The organism is Lysobacter silvisoli, from assembly GCF_003382365.1.
GTDB lineage: Bacteria > Pseudomonadota > Gammaproteobacteria > Xanthomonadales > Xanthomonadaceae > Lysobacter > Lysobacter silvisoli.
The window spans coordinates 2119992-2135357 of the sequence record NZ_QTSU01000001.1; the positions used below are offsets into that span (position 1 = coordinate 2119992).

At 70.0% G+C, this 15366-nt stretch carries 16 protein-coding genes; 14 read left to right on the forward strand and 2 right to left on the reverse strand.

Features of this window, described 5'->3' with window-relative positions:
* Positions 1–2: 2 nt before the first annotated feature.
* On the forward strand, positions 3–260 hold the full coding sequence (locus DX914_RS09385; protein ID WP_115858714.1) for a hypothetical protein: 258 nt from the start codon (positions 3–5) through the stop codon (positions 258–260).
* Between the two features lie 68 nt (positions 261–328).
* The gene (locus tag DX914_RS09390; protein WP_158549228.1) at positions 329–1261 is read left to right on the forward strand and encodes a patatin-like phospholipase family protein; all 933 of its coding nucleotides are present in this window, start codon (positions 329–331) and stop codon (positions 1259–1261) included.
* A 74-nt stretch (positions 1262–1335) separates the two neighbouring features.
* Here DX914_RS09390 and DX914_RS09395 read toward each other — a convergent pair whose 3' ends face one another.
* Positions 1336–1992 (reverse strand): O-methyltransferase, encoded by a 657-nt coding sequence (locus tag DX914_RS09395; protein ID WP_115858716.1) that lies wholly within the window; start codon positions 1990–1992, stop codon positions 1336–1338.
* A gap of 262 nt (positions 1993–2254) precedes the next feature.
* Between DX914_RS09395 and DX914_RS09400 the strand changes: the two genes are divergently transcribed.
* Positions 2255–2887 (forward strand): TetR/AcrR family transcriptional regulator, encoded by a 633-nt coding sequence (locus tag DX914_RS09400; protein WP_115858717.1) that lies wholly within the window; start codon positions 2255–2257, stop codon positions 2885–2887.
* Positions 2888–3080: 193 nt separating this feature from the next.
* Here the strand turns inward: DX914_RS09400 and ssb are convergent, their stop codons facing one another.
* Positions 3081–3623 (reverse strand): single-stranded DNA-binding protein, encoded by a 543-nt coding sequence (gene ssb / locus DX914_RS09405; RefSeq protein ID WP_115858718.1) that lies wholly within the window; start codon positions 3621–3623, stop codon positions 3081–3083.
* Between the two features lie 216 nt (positions 3624–3839).
* On the opposite strand from ssb, the gene DX914_RS09410 reads away from it, so the two are divergent.
* The 11 genes from DX914_RS09410 to DX914_RS09455 all read left to right on the forward strand — a co-directional run bounded on the left by DX914_RS09410 (position 3840) and on the right by DX914_RS09455 (position 15366).
* Positions 3840–4574, forward strand: a complete 735-nt coding sequence (locus tag DX914_RS09410; RefSeq protein ID WP_115858719.1) for a nuclear transport factor 2 family protein — start codon at positions 3840–3842, stop codon at positions 4572–4574.
* A 382-nt stretch (positions 4575–4956) separates the two neighbouring features.
* Positions 4957–5973 (forward strand): sigma-54 interaction domain-containing protein, encoded by a 1017-nt coding sequence (locus DX914_RS09415; protein ID WP_115858720.1) that lies wholly within the window; start codon positions 4957–4959, stop codon positions 5971–5973.
* Positions 5973–6578: a hypothetical protein gene (locus DX914_RS20005; RefSeq protein ID WP_147300637.1), complete on the forward strand. Its 606-nt coding sequence runs from the start codon at positions 5973–5975 to the stop codon at positions 6576–6578. The genes DX914_RS09415 and DX914_RS20005 overlap by 1 nt, the downstream gene beginning before the upstream one ends.
* Positions 6579–6612: 34 nt before the next feature.
* Positions 6613–7644: a hypothetical protein gene (locus DX914_RS09425; protein WP_115858722.1), complete on the forward strand. Its 1032-nt coding sequence runs from the start codon at positions 6613–6615 to the stop codon at positions 7642–7644.
* Positions 7637–7960: a hypothetical protein gene (locus DX914_RS09430; protein ID WP_115858723.1), complete on the forward strand. Its 324-nt coding sequence runs from the start codon at positions 7637–7639 to the stop codon at positions 7958–7960. The genes DX914_RS09425 and DX914_RS09430 overlap by 8 nt, the downstream gene beginning before the upstream one ends.
* The gene (locus DX914_RS09435) at positions 7957–10065 is read left to right on the forward strand and encodes a phage tail sheath family protein (protein WP_115858724.1); all 2109 of its coding nucleotides are present in this window, start codon (positions 7957–7959) and stop codon (positions 10063–10065) included. The genes DX914_RS09430 and DX914_RS09435 overlap by 4 nt, the downstream gene beginning before the upstream one ends.
* Positions 10066–10095: 30 nt before the next feature.
* Positions 10096–10566 carry a phage tail protein gene (locus tag DX914_RS09440; RefSeq protein ID WP_115858725.1) on the forward strand — a complete coding sequence of 157 codons (471 nt, stop codon included), beginning with the start codon at positions 10096–10098 and terminating at the stop codon, positions 10564–10566.
* Positions 10563–11381: a T4 family baseplate hub assembly chaperone gene (locus DX914_RS09445; protein ID WP_115858726.1), complete on the forward strand. Its 819-nt coding sequence runs from the start codon at positions 10563–10565 to the stop codon at positions 11379–11381. The genes DX914_RS09440 and DX914_RS09445 overlap by 4 nt, the downstream gene beginning before the upstream one ends.
* A 23-nt stretch (positions 11382–11404) precedes the next feature.
* Positions 11405–11548 carry a hypothetical protein gene (locus tag DX914_RS20215; RefSeq protein ID WP_158549229.1) on the forward strand — a complete coding sequence of 48 codons (144 nt, stop codon included), beginning with the start codon at positions 11405–11407 and terminating at the stop codon, positions 11546–11548.
* The gene (locus tag DX914_RS09450) at positions 11549–13351 is read left to right on the forward strand and encodes a hypothetical protein (RefSeq protein WP_115858727.1); all 1803 of its coding nucleotides are present in this window, start codon (positions 11549–11551) and stop codon (positions 13349–13351) included. It begins immediately after the preceding gene.
* A 5-nt stretch (positions 13352–13356) separates the two neighbouring features.
* Complete coding sequence (locus DX914_RS09455) at positions 13357–15366, forward strand: hypothetical protein (protein WP_115858728.1); 2010 nt, start codon at positions 13357–13359, stop codon at positions 15364–15366.

Below are 15366 nucleotides of genomic sequence, written 5' to 3' on the forward strand. Positions count from 1 at the left end.
CCATGCATACGCCCGACCGGCACCTGCTGCTGAAAGTGGACAACCTGGGCGAGCGCGTGCGCACGCTGATGGACGCCCTGCTGCGCGTGGACCTGGGCGCGCGGATCAAACCCGATACCGCGCGCGGCGCCATCGACATCGAAGGCTGGTTCCGCGACGAAGACGTGGTGGCGGCGGTGCTCGGTGTGGGCGGCCGACTCAGCGGCGTGGAAGTACGCCCGCCGACGTCCAAACGCCTGGCGCTGGCGGCCCACAACTGAGCCTGCGCCGCGCGAGCCGAATCTCAACGGCCGGCACCGCAACCGCGCTGCCGATGGAAGTTACGACCATGAAGATCACCAAGCTACGTTTGCTCACACTCGCCGGCGGCATCGCGCTGGGCTCCACGCTGATGAGTTTTGCCAGCTCCGCGCAACGGTCTGCAACGCCGGTGCAGGCGCGCCCGCTGCCGCTCGCGCGGGCCGAACGCGCGCACCCCGGCGACGACCGCCGTCCGGTGATCGGCCTAGCCCTGGGCGGCGGCGGCATGCGCGGCCTGGCCCACATCGGCGTGCTGCAGGCGCTGGAGGAAGCCGGGATCGAGCCGGACCTGATCGTCGGCACCTCGGCCGGCGCGCTGGTGGGCGCGATTTACGCCAGCGGCAAGGACGCGCAGGAGATCGCGCGCCTGGCGCAGCAGGTCGAGATCGGCTCGTTCGTGGATTTCACCCTCAGCACCCAGGGGCTCATGCGCGGCGACCGTATCGCCGACTGGGTCGACACCACCGTCGGCGCGCAGCCCATCGACGCCTTCCCGATCCGTTTCGCCGCGGTGGCGACCGATCTGCAGCAGGGACGGCCCATGCTGTTGGATCGCGGAGATGCCGGCGAGGCGGTGCGCGCGTCGGCAGCCGTGCCCGGTGTGACCCTGCCGGTGCCCTACGCCCAAGGCCACCTGGTCGACGGCGGCGTCGCCAGCCTGGTACCGGTACGCGCGGCCAAAGCCTTGGGCGCCGATGTGGTGATCGCGGTGGACATCTATTGCCGCAGCAGCGAGGCGGCCGGGCTGAGCGCGCCGTCGGTACTGCGGCAAACCATGCACCGCCAGTCCTGCCTGATCGCGGAGCCGGAGCTGGCAGAAGCCGATATCCGCATCGCTCCCGAGGTGATTGCACCGGGAATTTCCGATCGCCCCGCACAGCAGCGCGCGATCGACGCGGGCTACGAGGCGGCGCGCAAAGCCCTGGCCGAAGGCAGGCAGCGCGATATCGCCCTGCGCTGAGAACTGCGCCGCGGCCACCGGCATGCCGATGGCCGCAAGTCTGGTCGCCGAGACGCAACCGTCGGCGCGTCCGCTCAGCCCAGCCGCATCGACAGTTCGACGTCTTCGGCGAAGGGCACCGACAGGTAGCCCGACCTGGGCGCGCGCACCTGCGCCAGGTACTCGAGGCTGAAGTCGGCGTTGTCGGCCACGATCAACGCGCCCGGCCGCAGCCGCGGTTCCAGCAGCGCCAGCACTTCGGGATACAGCGCCTTGGCGCCGTCCAGCAGCACCAGGTCGATCGAATCGGGCAGGTTCGCGCCCAGGGTCTGCAGAGCGTCGCCCGCGCGTATCTCCACCAGGTCGAGCAGGCCGCCCTCGGCGAGGTGCTGCTGGGCGCGCGCGACCTTGTAGGGCTCGAATTCGGTGGTGAGCACGCGCCCGCCGCCGTTGTCGCGCACCGCCGCGGCCAGGTACAGGGTGGAGATGCCGAACGAGGTGCCGAATTCGACCACGCTGCGCGCTTGGGACGAGCGCGCCAGCATGTAGAGCAAACGGCCCGTTTCGCGCGAGACCGGCAGCCACAGGTCTTTCACCCGCTCGTAGAAATCCAGGTATTCGGTCTTGCTGCGCAGCAGGCGGTCGCGTTCGTCGGAGGACAGCGCCTCGGCCGCGGGGCTGCGCGCCGCATCCGACTCGCGGAAGAGTCGATCGAGCAAGGGCGCAAGGGGTTCGATGGCAAGCGTATTCATAGCGAAATCCGTGTTGTGTGGGAGGTGTTTGCCGGCCCGGACACAATACGAATAAATCGTCGCGTTTCGTACTCGCATTGGTTATGCGATGCGCGAACTGCCGTTTTTTCCTGCAATCACGCGCTCTACCGAACACGGCATCGGACAACCGCTACGCTCTCACGTTCCGCTATTCGCATTTAACGGCCGCGCATACCCACCGAACCCGGCCCGCTTATGATGCGATCGGTTCCCGGCACCCCGTACTGCGCCCAGCACCGCCATGGTCAAGCCCAAGCCCCCGAAGATCTCCACGCGCAAACAGCCCCAGCAGACGCGCTCGAACCAACTCGTCGCCGCGATCCTGGAGGCCGCGGCGCAAGTTCTGGCCGCGCAAGGTGCGTCCCGCTTCACCACGGCACGAGTCGCCGAACGCGCCGGCGTCAGCGTCGGCTCGCTGTATCAGTACTTCCCCAACAAGGCCGCCATCCTGTTCCGCCTGCAGAGCGACGAATGGCAGCAGACCAGCGACCTGCTCGGCGCCATCCTCAAGGACGTGGTGCGGTCGCCCGAGGCGCGGCTGCGCAGCCTGGCCCATGCCTTCCTGCGCTCCGAATGCGAGGAGGCGCGCATGCGCGTGGCGCTCAGCGACGCCGCGCCGCTGTACCGCGACGCGCCCGAGGCCAAGGCGGCGCGCGCGAACGGCGATCGCGCGCTGCGCGCCTTCATGCGCGAGGTGCTGCCCGACGCGCCCAGGGCCGCGCGGGCGCGCGCGGGCGAGCTGATCGGCACCACGCTGAGCACGGTGGGCAAGCAGTTCTCCGAATCCGAACGCACGGCGCCGGAGATCAGGGCCTACGCGGACGCGATGTCCGACATGTTCCTGGCCTACATCGAACGCATCCGGCGCGCGTGAAGCTGACCTGCTGGTCCGGGCACCTTCCAACGAGCACTACCCACCGTCATTCCGGCGCAAGCCGGAATGACGGTGGGGAAGCGGTTGCAGAAAGCTGCCGGGGCACGGCGACCCGAGCCGGACCGGCATAAAAAATGGCAGGAAACGCTGGGTTTCCTGCCATCTGCGAATCGAAGCCTGAGCCGCGGGAGGCTTAGAACGGGATGTCGTCGTCGGCGAAATCGTCGCCGAAGTCGTTGGACTTGGCCGGGGGCGCCTCACGGCGCTGCGAGTCCTGACGGCCGCCACCGCCGCCGTAACCGCCACCACCACCACCGCCGCCGGACTGGCGCGCCGGACGATCGCCGCCCCCGCCGCCACCGCGGAACTCACGACCGCCACCACCGCCACCACCTTCACCGCCCGCGCCGCCGAGCATCTGCATGTCGTCGGCGATGATGTCGGTGAAGTACTTCTCCACGCCGTCCTGGCCGGTGAACTTGTCGTAACGGATCGAGCCTTCGATATAGACCTGGCGGCCCTTGCGCAGGTACTCGCCGGCGATCTCGCCGAGCTTGCCGAACAGCTTGACCCGGTGCCACTCAGTGCGCTCCTGGGTGTTGCCGTCGCGGTCCTTGCGGACGCTGGTGGTGGCCAGGCTGATCGTGGTCACAGCCATGCCGCCCTGGGTGTACTTGGTTTCGGGGTCGTTGCCGAGGTTGCCGACCAGGATGACCTTGTTGATGCCACGTGCCATGAGATTGCGGTTCCTTGGGGTTGTCGCCGGAAGCGGGCGATAGACATTGGAGTATACCGCCCCCCTCGGAGGCCGTCGGGCGGCCCCCCGGCGCCGGGTAGGGTTTTGCCGCAGTCCCGGGTGGGCGCCAACGCCCGCCCGGCGTGGCCTTCGGCACTGCCGGCCGGGCCCGGCAGCGCCGAGCATCGGCCGGTCAGCCCTGCCCCGGAGCCCGCCATGCGCCCCTGCCCCGCCCGCCTGCTGCTCGCCCTGGCCCTGGCCGCCGCCCCGGTCCTGGCGGCCGCGGCCCCGGCAACCTCCGACGAGGCCGAGCTGCGCCGACTGACCCAGGAGAATCTGGACGCCATCGCCCCCGGCCGGGTCGAGGTCTGGCAGCGCAACGCCCACGAGCGGCTGCTGCACACCGACGAGAACGGCCAGGTGCGCAGCAAGGCCGAGCTGCTGGCCGAGTTCCGCCCGCTGCCGCCGGGCCTGAGCGGACGCCTGGCGGTGGACCGGTTCTCGGCGGTGGTGCTGGGCGACACCGCGCTGGTCAGCCACGAAGATCTGGAGACCCTGGACTACCACGGCCAGACCCTGGTCAGCCGCTGGCGCAACACCGATACCTGGCTGCGCACCGACGCGGGCTGGAAGCTGATCGGCGCGCAGGTGCTGGCGCTGCAGAACGACCCGCCCGCGGCCGCGCCGGCCACGGTGCGGCTGTGCGACTACAACGGCCGCTACCGTCTGGCCGACGCCATCGAGGCCACGCTGCAATGCGACGGCGATGCGCTCGTCGCGCAGCGCGAAGGCCGGCCGCCGTCGCGTTACCGCGCGGAGCTGGCCGATGTGTTCTTCCTGCCGGGGCAGCCGCGCACGCGGCGGATCTTTCAGCGCGATGCGACGGGCGCGATCGTGGGCTTCGTGGATCGGCGTGAAGGGTTGGATATCCGCTGGATGCGGGTGAAGTAGACGGGCTCTGCGATCAGGCGCGGTTTTCCGAGTGGCGCGGTCGCGGCTGACGCCGCTCCTACCCCAAAGCAGGGCGCTGGGCCGTCGCTGAATTTTGTGCGACACCACTCGCACGCGGTTGAGCGCTGCGTTCGCACGCATCGCCACTAACCGGTTAGCGCGCGCATCTCAGTCATCGGCGATCCGATAGCACGCACGCTCACGCGTGCACCACGCGCGCGTACGCAAGACTTGCGCGCAACCGGCCGCGCAGGACGCGCGCGCCGCGTGTCCTGTAACGCGCGCCATCGTCGTTCTCTACCTGTACCCGAACGACGGAACGGCCAAGCAGGCCCGCGGCGATCACGCCGCCCAGGTTCGGCGACCCAAGGAAGGAGCCCCCATGCCGCAAGGAACAGCGCCAGGACGAACGCCCCACATACGCGGGTTCCTGTACGCCAGCGACGCCTGCGCCCGGATCGCGCAGCGCCTGCCGGTGATCGCCGGCAGCGATTCCAGCGTGCTGATCGTCGGCGAGACCGGCACCGGCAAGGAAATCTGCGCGCAGGCGCTGCACTACCTGTCGCGGCGCGCCGACGGCCCCTGGGTCGCGGTCAACTGCGCGGCGGTGCCGGTGGAGCTGATCGAGAGCGAACTGTTCGGCCACGTCAAAGGCGCGTTCACCACCGCGCATAGCTCCCGCCACGGCCTGGTCAAGGAAGCCGAAGGCGGCACCATGTTCCTGGACGACATCGACTGCCTGCCGTTGCTGGCGCAGGGCAAGCTGCTGCGCTTCCTGCAGCAGCAGGAGTACCGCCCGGTCGGCTGCAACACGGTGCAGCGCTCGGACGTGCGGGTGATCGCGGCCAGCAATCGCGATCTGCGGGTGATGGTCAAGCAGAACGCGTTCCGTCAGGACCTGTATTTCCGCCTCAACGTGCTGCCGGTGGCGCTGCCGCCGCTGCGCGAGCGGCGCGAGGACATCGCCCTGCTGGCCGAGCACTTCGTGCGCCAGTTCGACCAGGCGCGCGGCGGCGACGGCCGCCGGCTCAGCGCGCAGGCGCTGCAGAAGCTGCTGGCCTACGACTGGCCCGGCAACGTGCGCGAGCTGCGCCATGTGATCGAACGCTCGGTGCTGCTGGCCGCCGGCGCGCGCATCGAGGCCGACGACATCGCCATCGATCCGGCCCTGGACGCCGACGCGCAGGCCGAGGCGCCGGACCCGGCCGGCGAATCCTTCCAGGCCGCCAAGAAACGCGTGGTCGAACGCTTCGAGCGTCAGTACATCGAGACCCTGCTGGCGCTGCACCACGGCAACCTCACCCACGCCGCGCACGCGGCCAAGAAGAACCGGCGCGCATTCTTCGAATTGGTGCGCAAGCACCAAATCGACACGCGACGCTTCAACGACAGCCCCTGATGAACGCCACGCCCGCCACCACGGCGCTGGTCGCCGTCAGCCCGCTGCACGCCGCGTTCGGCCTCGATGCCGGCTTAGGCCGCGCTAGCGAGCCTCAACGCTTCGTACGCGGACAGATCGATCCGCTTTGCAGGACAAAAACGTCCTCCCGCAGCAAGCCCGTCGTTGCAGGCTTTGCCGCTTGCATGCGCGCGCGGACGCAGGACAAAAGCGCGCGCGGCGACCGCGCGGCGCCAGTCGACACCCTCGCAAAATCAATCGTTTGCGCGCGCCACACGCTTGGCACGCCGCTTGCGTTCACCAGCACAAGGCTGGGACGCATGGACGACTATCCCGAAATGCTCGCGATCGTGAGAGCACTCGCCCGCTACCTGCGGGCGAACCCGAACAGTTCCGATACCGCGGAAGGCATCGCCACGTGGTGGTTCCGCGAGCACAGCGTGGTCGACGGCCGCGCCTTGATGGATGCGCTGGACTGGATGCGCGAACGCGGCCTGCTGGAAATGCTCAGCGCCAACAGCACCGGCGACCGCTACCGCTGCATCGCCAGCGCCGAGCAACTGGACGGTGTGCTGAGCGAACTGTCGAGGCGCCGACTGACATGACGTGCGCCCGCGCAAGGATGCAGGAGAGCCGCCCGTGCCGTCGCTGACGCTCGCCGCTTTCACCCAACCCGCCGGCTGGCAGCCGCTGCAGGCCGACGGCGTCACGCCATCGGCGGCCGTGGCCATCGCCGAGGACGTGCTCAGCGAAACGCCCAGCGGCGACCGCCGCAGCCTGACCCTGAGCTACTCCGGCGCCGCGCTGAACCATATCGCGCGCAAGCCGCTGGCCGCGCTGAACCTCAACAATTTCGACGAGCTGCGCTTCGTGTTGCGCGGCGACCGCAGCTCCACGCCCGGCTTCTACCTGGAGCTGCGCCTGGGCAGCGCGGCGCTGGCGATCGGCGCGCCCGGCAACAGCTGGCACCGCCGCGTGCCGGTGTCCGGCGGCGCGGGCTGGGAGGTGGTGCGCTTCTCGCTGGCCGACCTGCCCGCCGCCGTGCGCGGCGCGGTCACGGTGGCGCAGCTGCATTGCATCGACGCCGGCCAAGGTTTCCAGCTGGCCATAGACGAAGCGCTGGCGGTGCGGCCGAGCATGCTCGCCGACCTGGAGCAGGCGCTGCGCACGCGCCTGCACGAACGCACCAGCCTGGCCGGCAATCCGGTGCCGGCCGAACTGGTGCTGGCCGGCGGCGCCTGGCCGGCGACCGTGCCCTGCATCGCCATCGTGCCGATGGGCGTGCGCGACCTGCCCGAGCGCAGTGTCGGCGCCGCGCAGCGCTGCGACTTCGTCGCCGACGGCTACCGCGTGCGCCCGTCGGCGGTGGCCTTCGAGGCGCTGTACGCGCTGGAGGCCGTCGCCGCCGACCGCGCCGACCAGGGCGCGGTCATGGATTTCCTGCTGCGCGAGATCGCCCCGCGCGGCGCCCTGCGCGTGGCGGCGCAGAGCTGGTCGCTCGAGACCCTGCCGCCGCCCGCGCTGGAGTACGACCCCAACCTCAACCCCTCGCCGCGCCAGCGGCTGTATTGCCGGGTGCTGGCGTGGCAGGACCACGACACGCCGACGTCGGTGCAGCCGGTGGAAGGCCTGGTCACCCACATCGATTGGAAGGAGTCCGGCCATGGCTGAAGACAAGGCAGCTGGCAACAAGGCCGACGAGCGTGTGCGCTTGATCAACACGCGCTCGCAGCCGGTCGAGCTGCATCTGGGTTCGTCGGTGCACGTCCTCGCGTCCGGCCAGAGCCTGGAGCTCGACGCCGCCGCGCTGGCGTCGCCGCAACTGGCCCACCTGCTCGCTCGCAAGGCGCTGGCGTTACGCAGCGCGTCGCCCTCGGAGGCCGATCAGGCCGCCGCTATCGCAACCACTCCGCGCAAGCGCGGCCAGGGAGCCGCCGATGGAACCGCGCGGCCCCCGCAACCACCCAAGAGGAAGAAAGGATCATGAGCTTCATCGGCATCAATGTGCGGGAAGTCGACGGAACGGGCGCGCCGGTACTGGCCGCCGCGCCTACCTCCATCGCGGGCTTCAACATCCTGACCCGGCGCGGCACGCCGAATCAGGCCGTGATGGTGGATTCCTACGCTCGCTTCGTCGAGCGCTTCGGCGGCTATTTCCCGGGAGGCCTGGGCGCCTATCTGGTCAAGGGCTATTTCGACAACGGCGGCCAGGTCGCCTACGTCAACCGCGTGGTCTCCGACGACCCGGCCACCGGCCATGCGCCGGGCACCCTGGTCCTGCGCGACGGCAGCCCCGCCGATACCCTGCGCATCTCCGGCGGCTTCCGCGGCAGCGAAGATCCGGGCAGCTGGGGCAACAACCTGCGCGTGCGCGTGGAGCGCTCCACGCCCACCACCACGCGCCTGCGCGAAGCGGCCGCGGCCACCATCACCGGCAGCGTCGCGCTGACCGCGCCGGTGGACATGAGCACCCTGCCCAGCCTGACCCTGCGCATCGACGGCTCGCCGGACAACACCGTCATCACCTTCCTGCCGGCGGACTTCCCCGGCGGCGCGGTCAACGCCACGCCGGCGCAGATCCGCGACGCGATCAACGGCCGCCAGAGCCGCGTGGTCGCCTCGCTGACCGGCCCGGGCAACCTGGTGCTGACCTCCACCGGCGAAGTGGCGCGCATGAGCGACGGCTGGACCTCGATCCAGGTCATCGCCGCCAACGCCACCCTGGGCTTCGCCATCGCCGCGGCGGTGCCGGGCACGGCCAGCGCGGTGGCCACCACCGGCGCCAGCCTGCGCCGCACCGAGGACTTCGATCTCGGCGACGCGATCGAGGTCTACGACCCGACCGTGCCGGCCAACACCGCCATGGTCAAGCTGCTCTCGCGCAATCCGCAGACCGGCGCGGTGACCTGGGGCCCGCCGATCGCCGGCATCGCCGGCTGGACCGCGCAGAACATCCGCGTGCGCAACCTGCGCTTCAGCGTGACCGTGGCCGAAGGCGGCACCGAAGCGGAGAACGTGCGCGAGACCTGGTCGGACCTGTCGATGGAAGCCGACACGCCGAACTACGCGCCGGCGCGCATCAACGACGCCATTCGCGGTTCGCGCTACATCATCGCCGAGGACCTGCTCAACGCCAGCGCGGTGGGCGCGGACCGTCCCGCGGTGCTGGCCTGGACGCCGCTGGCCTCCGGCCTGGACGGCACCCCGACCTCGGGCCACTTCAACGGCGACGCCTCCACCCGCAGCGGCTTCTTCGCCTTCGATCCGCACGACGTGCAGCTGCTGACCTGCGAACGCACCGACCCTGCGATCGTGGCCGGCGCGCTGGCCTACTGCGAGAACCGCGGCGACTGCATGTACGTGGGCGCGGTGCCGGAAGGCTTCACCGAAGCCGGCCAGGCCGTGGCCTACGGCCAGTCGTTCCAGGCCAAGAAGGCCTACGGCGCGCTGTACGCGCCGTGGATCACCGTCGCCGATCCGGCCGGTGTGGGCGACAACCCGCGCCGCAACCTGCCGCCGGTGGGTCACGTGCTGGGCGTGTACGCGCGGGTGGAACGCACGCGCGGGGTGTGGAAGGCGCCGGCGGGCGACGAGGCCAACCTGGCCGGCGTGCTCGACGTCACCTACCGCCTGACCGACGCCGAGCACACCCAGCTGGTCAGGGACGGCAGCGTCAACGGCATCCGCGCGATTCCGCGCGCGGGCATCGTGGTCGATTCCTCGCGCACCCTGAGCACCGACCCGCGCTGGATGTACGTGGGCGTGCGCCTGCTCTTCAACTTCGTCAAGAGCAGCCTGAAGAACGGCCTGCGCTGGGTCCGCCAGGAACCCAACCGCTCCACCCTGTGGAACGCGGTCAAGTTCAACGCCGTCAACCCGTTCCTGCTGGGGCTGTGGCGTCAGGGCGCGTTCGGCACCGGCTCGCCGGAGGAAGTGTTCACCGTCATCTGCGACGCGTCGAACAACCCGCCCGACCAGGTCGATCAGGGCCTGCTCAACGTCGAGGTCTATTTCTATCCGTCCAAGCCGGCGGAAACCATCGTCATCACCGTCGGCCAGCAGCCCTCCGGGGCGTCAGCGTCCGAAGGCTGAATTCATCACTAGCGCACGCAGGAGGGCGTCATGCCACAAGTTGGAGACATTTGGGAAAGCTATCGCGCCGGCGAGTTCGTGCTGGTCATCGACGGGCGCGAAAGCCCCGGCGTCAGCAAGATCGGCGGGCTCAGCGAGGGCGAACTGGAAACCGTGGAACAGCCGCACGGCGGCTCGTTCCGGGTGTTCAAGACCGCGGGCGGGAAGATCAAGTTCGACCCGCTCACCATCGAACGCTACGTCGACGGCAGCCCCGAGGACCAGCGCTTCAAGGACTGGTTCCAGGAGTGCTTCAAGCTCAACCGCGACGAGCAGGGCGCGTCCACGCCCCGCCGCGACGGAATGATCATCAAGCGCCATAACGGCGCCGACGTGCTGACCTTCGCCTTCTACGGCGCCTGGGTGAAGTCGTCGAAGTTCACCGACCTGGAAGCCGGGTCCACCAACCACTTCAAGCAGACCATCGTCCTCGAGCACGAAGGACTGGAGCGTGTCGAATGAGAACCGAAGCCACCGCACTGCGCGAGGTCCCGCTGGCGCCGCCGCCGTCGACGACCCACCGCACCTACGAGTTCGAGCTGCCGATCGGCGTCTACGACGACGAGGGCCGCCTGCACCGCCACGGCCTGCTGCGCAAGATGACCGGACGCGACGAGGCGATCCTGGCCGACCCGCAGAACCAGCGCAACGGCGGCAAGCTGGTCACCGAGCTGCTGGCCAGCTGCATCGTCAGCCTGGGCGAACTCAAGTCCACCGGCCCGTCGCTGGTGTCGGAGATGTACTCGGCCGACCGCAACTACCTGCTGCTGCGGCTGCGCGGCGCGACCTTCGGCAACGAGCTGCAGGCGACCTACAAGTGCCCGTCCTGCGGCCACGCCCACGAGGTCACCGAGGAGCTCGACGCGTTGCCGGTCAAGCGCATGGGCGAGGAGGAGTCGCCGGGCGAGATCCGCATCCGCCTGGAGGACGGCTACATCGACAACCAGGGCGCGGCTCACCACGCCATGGTCATGCGCCTGCCCACCGGCGCGGACGAGTCGGCGGTGGCTCCGCAGATGCGCAAGAACGCCTCGCTGGGCAAGAACGCCCTGCTCGCGCGCTGCCTGAAATCGCTGGGCGACGTGCCGCAGCACCGGCTCAACGCGATCGGACCCAAGCTGCTGGCCGAGCTGACCATGACCGACCGGCGCCTGATCGACCGGGCGCTCAACTCGGCCGCGCCGGGCGTGGACCTGATCCGCGCGCTGGAGTGCCCGGCCTGCGGTCACGAGTTCAAGGCCAGCCTGGATCTGTCCCATTTTTTGGCATTGGACTGACGCTCGAAGACCTGCGTCGCGAGGTGTTCTTCCTGGCATACCACCTGCACTGGCCGCATGGCGAGCTGATGGACATGCCCACCGAAGACCGACGCAGCTTCGCGCGTCTGCTGATCGAGCAGATCGAGCGGGAAAACGCCGAAATCGAATCCTCACGGAGCCGTTGAATGCCCATCGGGCTGCTACTGACCGGACTCTCGGCGCCGCTGGCCCTCATGGCCACGGCGTTCGAACGCTGGAACGCGGTGCTGCGGCTGGAAGCCGTGGTGATCGACCGCGCTCGCGGCGCGTTCCTGGTCGAATGGTTCGGCGCCGCGCTGCCCCGCATCGGCACCCGGCTGCGTGTGGTGATCGAGAACATCGACGCCCTGGGCGAGCGCTATCGGGAGGCGCGCTCGCGTTCCATGGGCGGACAGACCGGCCCCAACCTGCTCGAACCCGTCGCCGGCCTGGCCGGCATGGCGGCGGGCATGTTCATCAGCCCCAGCGGAGCGCTGATGTACCTGTACTCGTGCCTGCGCGAGTCGGCGGGCGCGATCGTCTCCAGCCTGCTGACCATTTTGTACAGCCCGATCTTCCTGGCCGAAATCACCGGCCTGGGCACGGCGGTGGCGGCGATCGCCTTCCCGCTGGTGCTGCTGGGCGGCTTCGTCGTGGCGATCATCGCCGCGGCCGGCGGCACCAACAGCTCGATGGTGCTGGTGTTCGAACTGATCGGCGACGCCACCCGCGCGATCCAGGCGCTGACCCGCTTCATCAACCTGCTGATGGGACCGCGCGAGGCGATCCGCAACCCGCTGCTGCGCGGCATCCTGGAACTGGTCGACCGCATCGCCGCGCTGTTCGCGCAGCTGGTCGGCGCCGCGGCCTGGCTGCTGACCCGCTTCGGCCGGATGCTGCTGCCCACCGCGATCCAGTTCCACGCCCTGATCGAACTCGCCAAGGGCATCTGGGACGTGGTCGAGCGCATCGGCCGCGGCACCGTGACCGCGCTGGAAGGCGCCGACCCGGAGTCCTCGCCGCTGGCGATCCTGATGCGCCTGATCGATCACGTGGTGGCCATGGCCCGGCGCCTGATCGAGAGCGCGGGCGCGATGCTGGCGCAGATGGCGGTGTCGCTGAAGGACGGCTTCGGCTCGATCGTCAACGAAACCCGCGCCTACATCGAACTGAACGTGTCGATGGCGCGTTCGCTGATCGAAGACCTGCCGATGATCCGCATGTTCCGCGCCACCGCGCGGATGGTGACCGTGATCCGCAGCATCTTCGCTTCCTCCGGCGCCTCCGGCGCCGCCGCGCCGACCCCGCCGCCGGCCGCGGCGGCGCCGCCATCCGCGCCCAGCGGCCTGGGCGGCGCGATCAGCACCGGCGTCGGCCGGGGCCGTGCCTTGTCCGGACTGCTGGTCGCACCGCCGACGCCGAGCCTGGGCTACGCCCGCGGCATGGTCGATACCGCGCGCGGCGGCACCACGGTCACCAACCCCTGGGGGCCGGACTTCGACACCGACATGGCCGCGCCGTTCGCGTTGGACCCGGCCACCGACGCGCTCGCGCAGCAGCTGATGGCCACGCCGCCCAGCGTGTTCCGCGACGAGATCCCGATGATGACGGCGGAGTTCGGCGTGGACACGCCCGACGCCGCCTTCGAGCAGTTGCGCACCCACGAGCTGCGCTACCGCGACCTGCTCTACGCCGTGGCCGCGCGCATCCTGCCGCCGGAGATCCAGATCCGCATTCCGATGCTGCTGGACGCCTTCGACGCCCTGGACCGCCACGTCTACGGCCGCGACGTGCCCGAGCGCGATCCCGATTTTCCGGTGCGCGACCTGCCCGACAACGGCCGCCTGCGCCCGGTGGTGCGGCGCATCACCGTGCGCGCGCCCGGCGCCGACCCCGTGTCGGTGCGCAACATCGCCAACGATCTGACCCGCCTGTTGCGCGAGCAGACCTACCTGGCACCGGCGGAGTGACGGGCATGCCGATCGACTTCCTCCCGATCACCTCCGACTGGCTGGCCGCCTTCGACAACGTCCGCCGCCGCATCGGCGGCCTGTCGGCGGCGCTGCACAGCTGGCTGACCCAGCGCCTGGCGCGCATGGGCGAGCTGGAGCAGCGCACCCGCGCGTTCCCGATCTTCGCCTTCGAAAACCGCGCGCTGTCGGTGGCCATCGACGCCCAGCAGCACGGCGCGCTGCGCCCCTACCGCAACGCCGGCCAGGCCTGGGCGGCGCCGTTCGTGGCCTTCGGCCGCGGCTTCACCCGCATCCCGCAAGCGGTGGAAGACGAGATGGTGCTGCCGAACCTGATCGGCATGATCGAGAACATCATCACCGGCATCGCCGGCTCCATCGACCGCCTGATCGAGCCGCAGCCGAGCACGTTCGATCCGCGCAACGCGCGCGCCGGCGACCTGTTCGGCCTGCTGGCCATGGCCTGGCGCGGCATGATCACCAGCACCGGCCAGCTGCGCATCATCGTCGGCGACCTGGGTAAGGCGAAAGCGGTGTTCGCGCCGCCGCCGCCCGCTCACGACGGTCCGTCCGGACCGGCCACGCCGGCCGAGGCGGTGGCCGCCAGCGCCGCCGCCGAACCGGCCAGCCCGGGCTTCGGCAGCGACCCCATCGACCTGGTGCTGCGCGGCATGACCGCGGCCATGCTGATCCTGCCGATCATCCCCGACTGGATCCGCACCCTGGCCAGCGCGATCTGGCTGCGCATCCGCCTGACCGTGGTGGACGTGCTGCGCCGGGTCGAGGCGCGGGTGTTCCGCGCGCGCCGCGAGGTGCTGTCGTTCTTCTTCGAAGGACTGCCCAAGCTGCTGCGCGAAGTGCCGGCGCTGGTCGGCGCGATCGGCACCATGCTGCAGTGGAGCATCAACTACTTCGCCGTGGTCGCGCGCATCTACCTGGAAACGGTGCTGTTCTCGCTGACCGTGTTCCTGCGCGACCTGCAGCGCCAGGTCAACGAGATCATCATCATCGTCGACTACGTGCTGGCCATGATCGACGCGATCATGGACTTCGACCTGCTCGAGCTGATCAAGCCCTTCCTGGGGCCCACGGCGATGCTGATCGACATGATCGGGGTCAAGCTGCAGGTCAAGGACGTGATCGACGCCGCCGGCACGGTCATCAACTGGACCCTGTACGGCGCGCTCAAGGCCGGCATCCTGGCCGCGCGCGCGGCGATCGTGTCCACCGACTTCATGCCGGTCATCAACGACCTGCCCTGGGTCGGCTCCAAGCTCGACGCGCTGCGCGCGAGCCTGCTGCACGACCTGGGCCTGATCGACCAGATCGTGGACGCGCTGTTCCGCGACACCGGCGGCCCCATGGTCGAGACCGCGAAGCCGCGCATTCGGCGCATGCCCAACTTCTACGACCTGCTGATCGGGGTGCGCCCGGGCGACCTGGGCCGGGAAATGGGCAGCTTCGGCCGCGCCCTGGGGGCGAACATCCGCGGCCTGTTCGAGAACATCTCGCGCACGCTGGCGCACCTGGGCGAGGTGTTCTCGCGCACCGCCACCGACTTCGCCCGCACCGGCCCGGCCGACCGCATGCAGCGCTTCGCGCGCGAATCGGCCGAGCTGGCCAACGGGCTCTACGACGGCCAGATCCGCGCCTTGGGCGATCGTATCGAAGCCACGCCGATCGGGCCCTGGGAGCGCTGGCTGGCCGGCAACGGCTTCCGCCTGATCGAAGCGGCGATCCCGCTCTACATCGGCGAGATGCGGCGCTGGTGGCGCGAGCGCGCCATGGCCGGCGAAGAGAACTACGTCGAGTTCACGCCGACCTCGCCGCACATCCTCGCGCGCCGCGCGCGCCTGGGCCGGGTGCGGGTGCCGCGCCTGACCTTGCGCGCGCAAGGCCGCGCCCACGACGAGTCGCTGGTGCGCGATCTGGCCCAGCATTTCCGCGAGGCGGTGGGCCGGGCCTATGTCGACGGCCAGCGCCAGTTCGACGAAATCGCGGCAGGAGCGCACTGA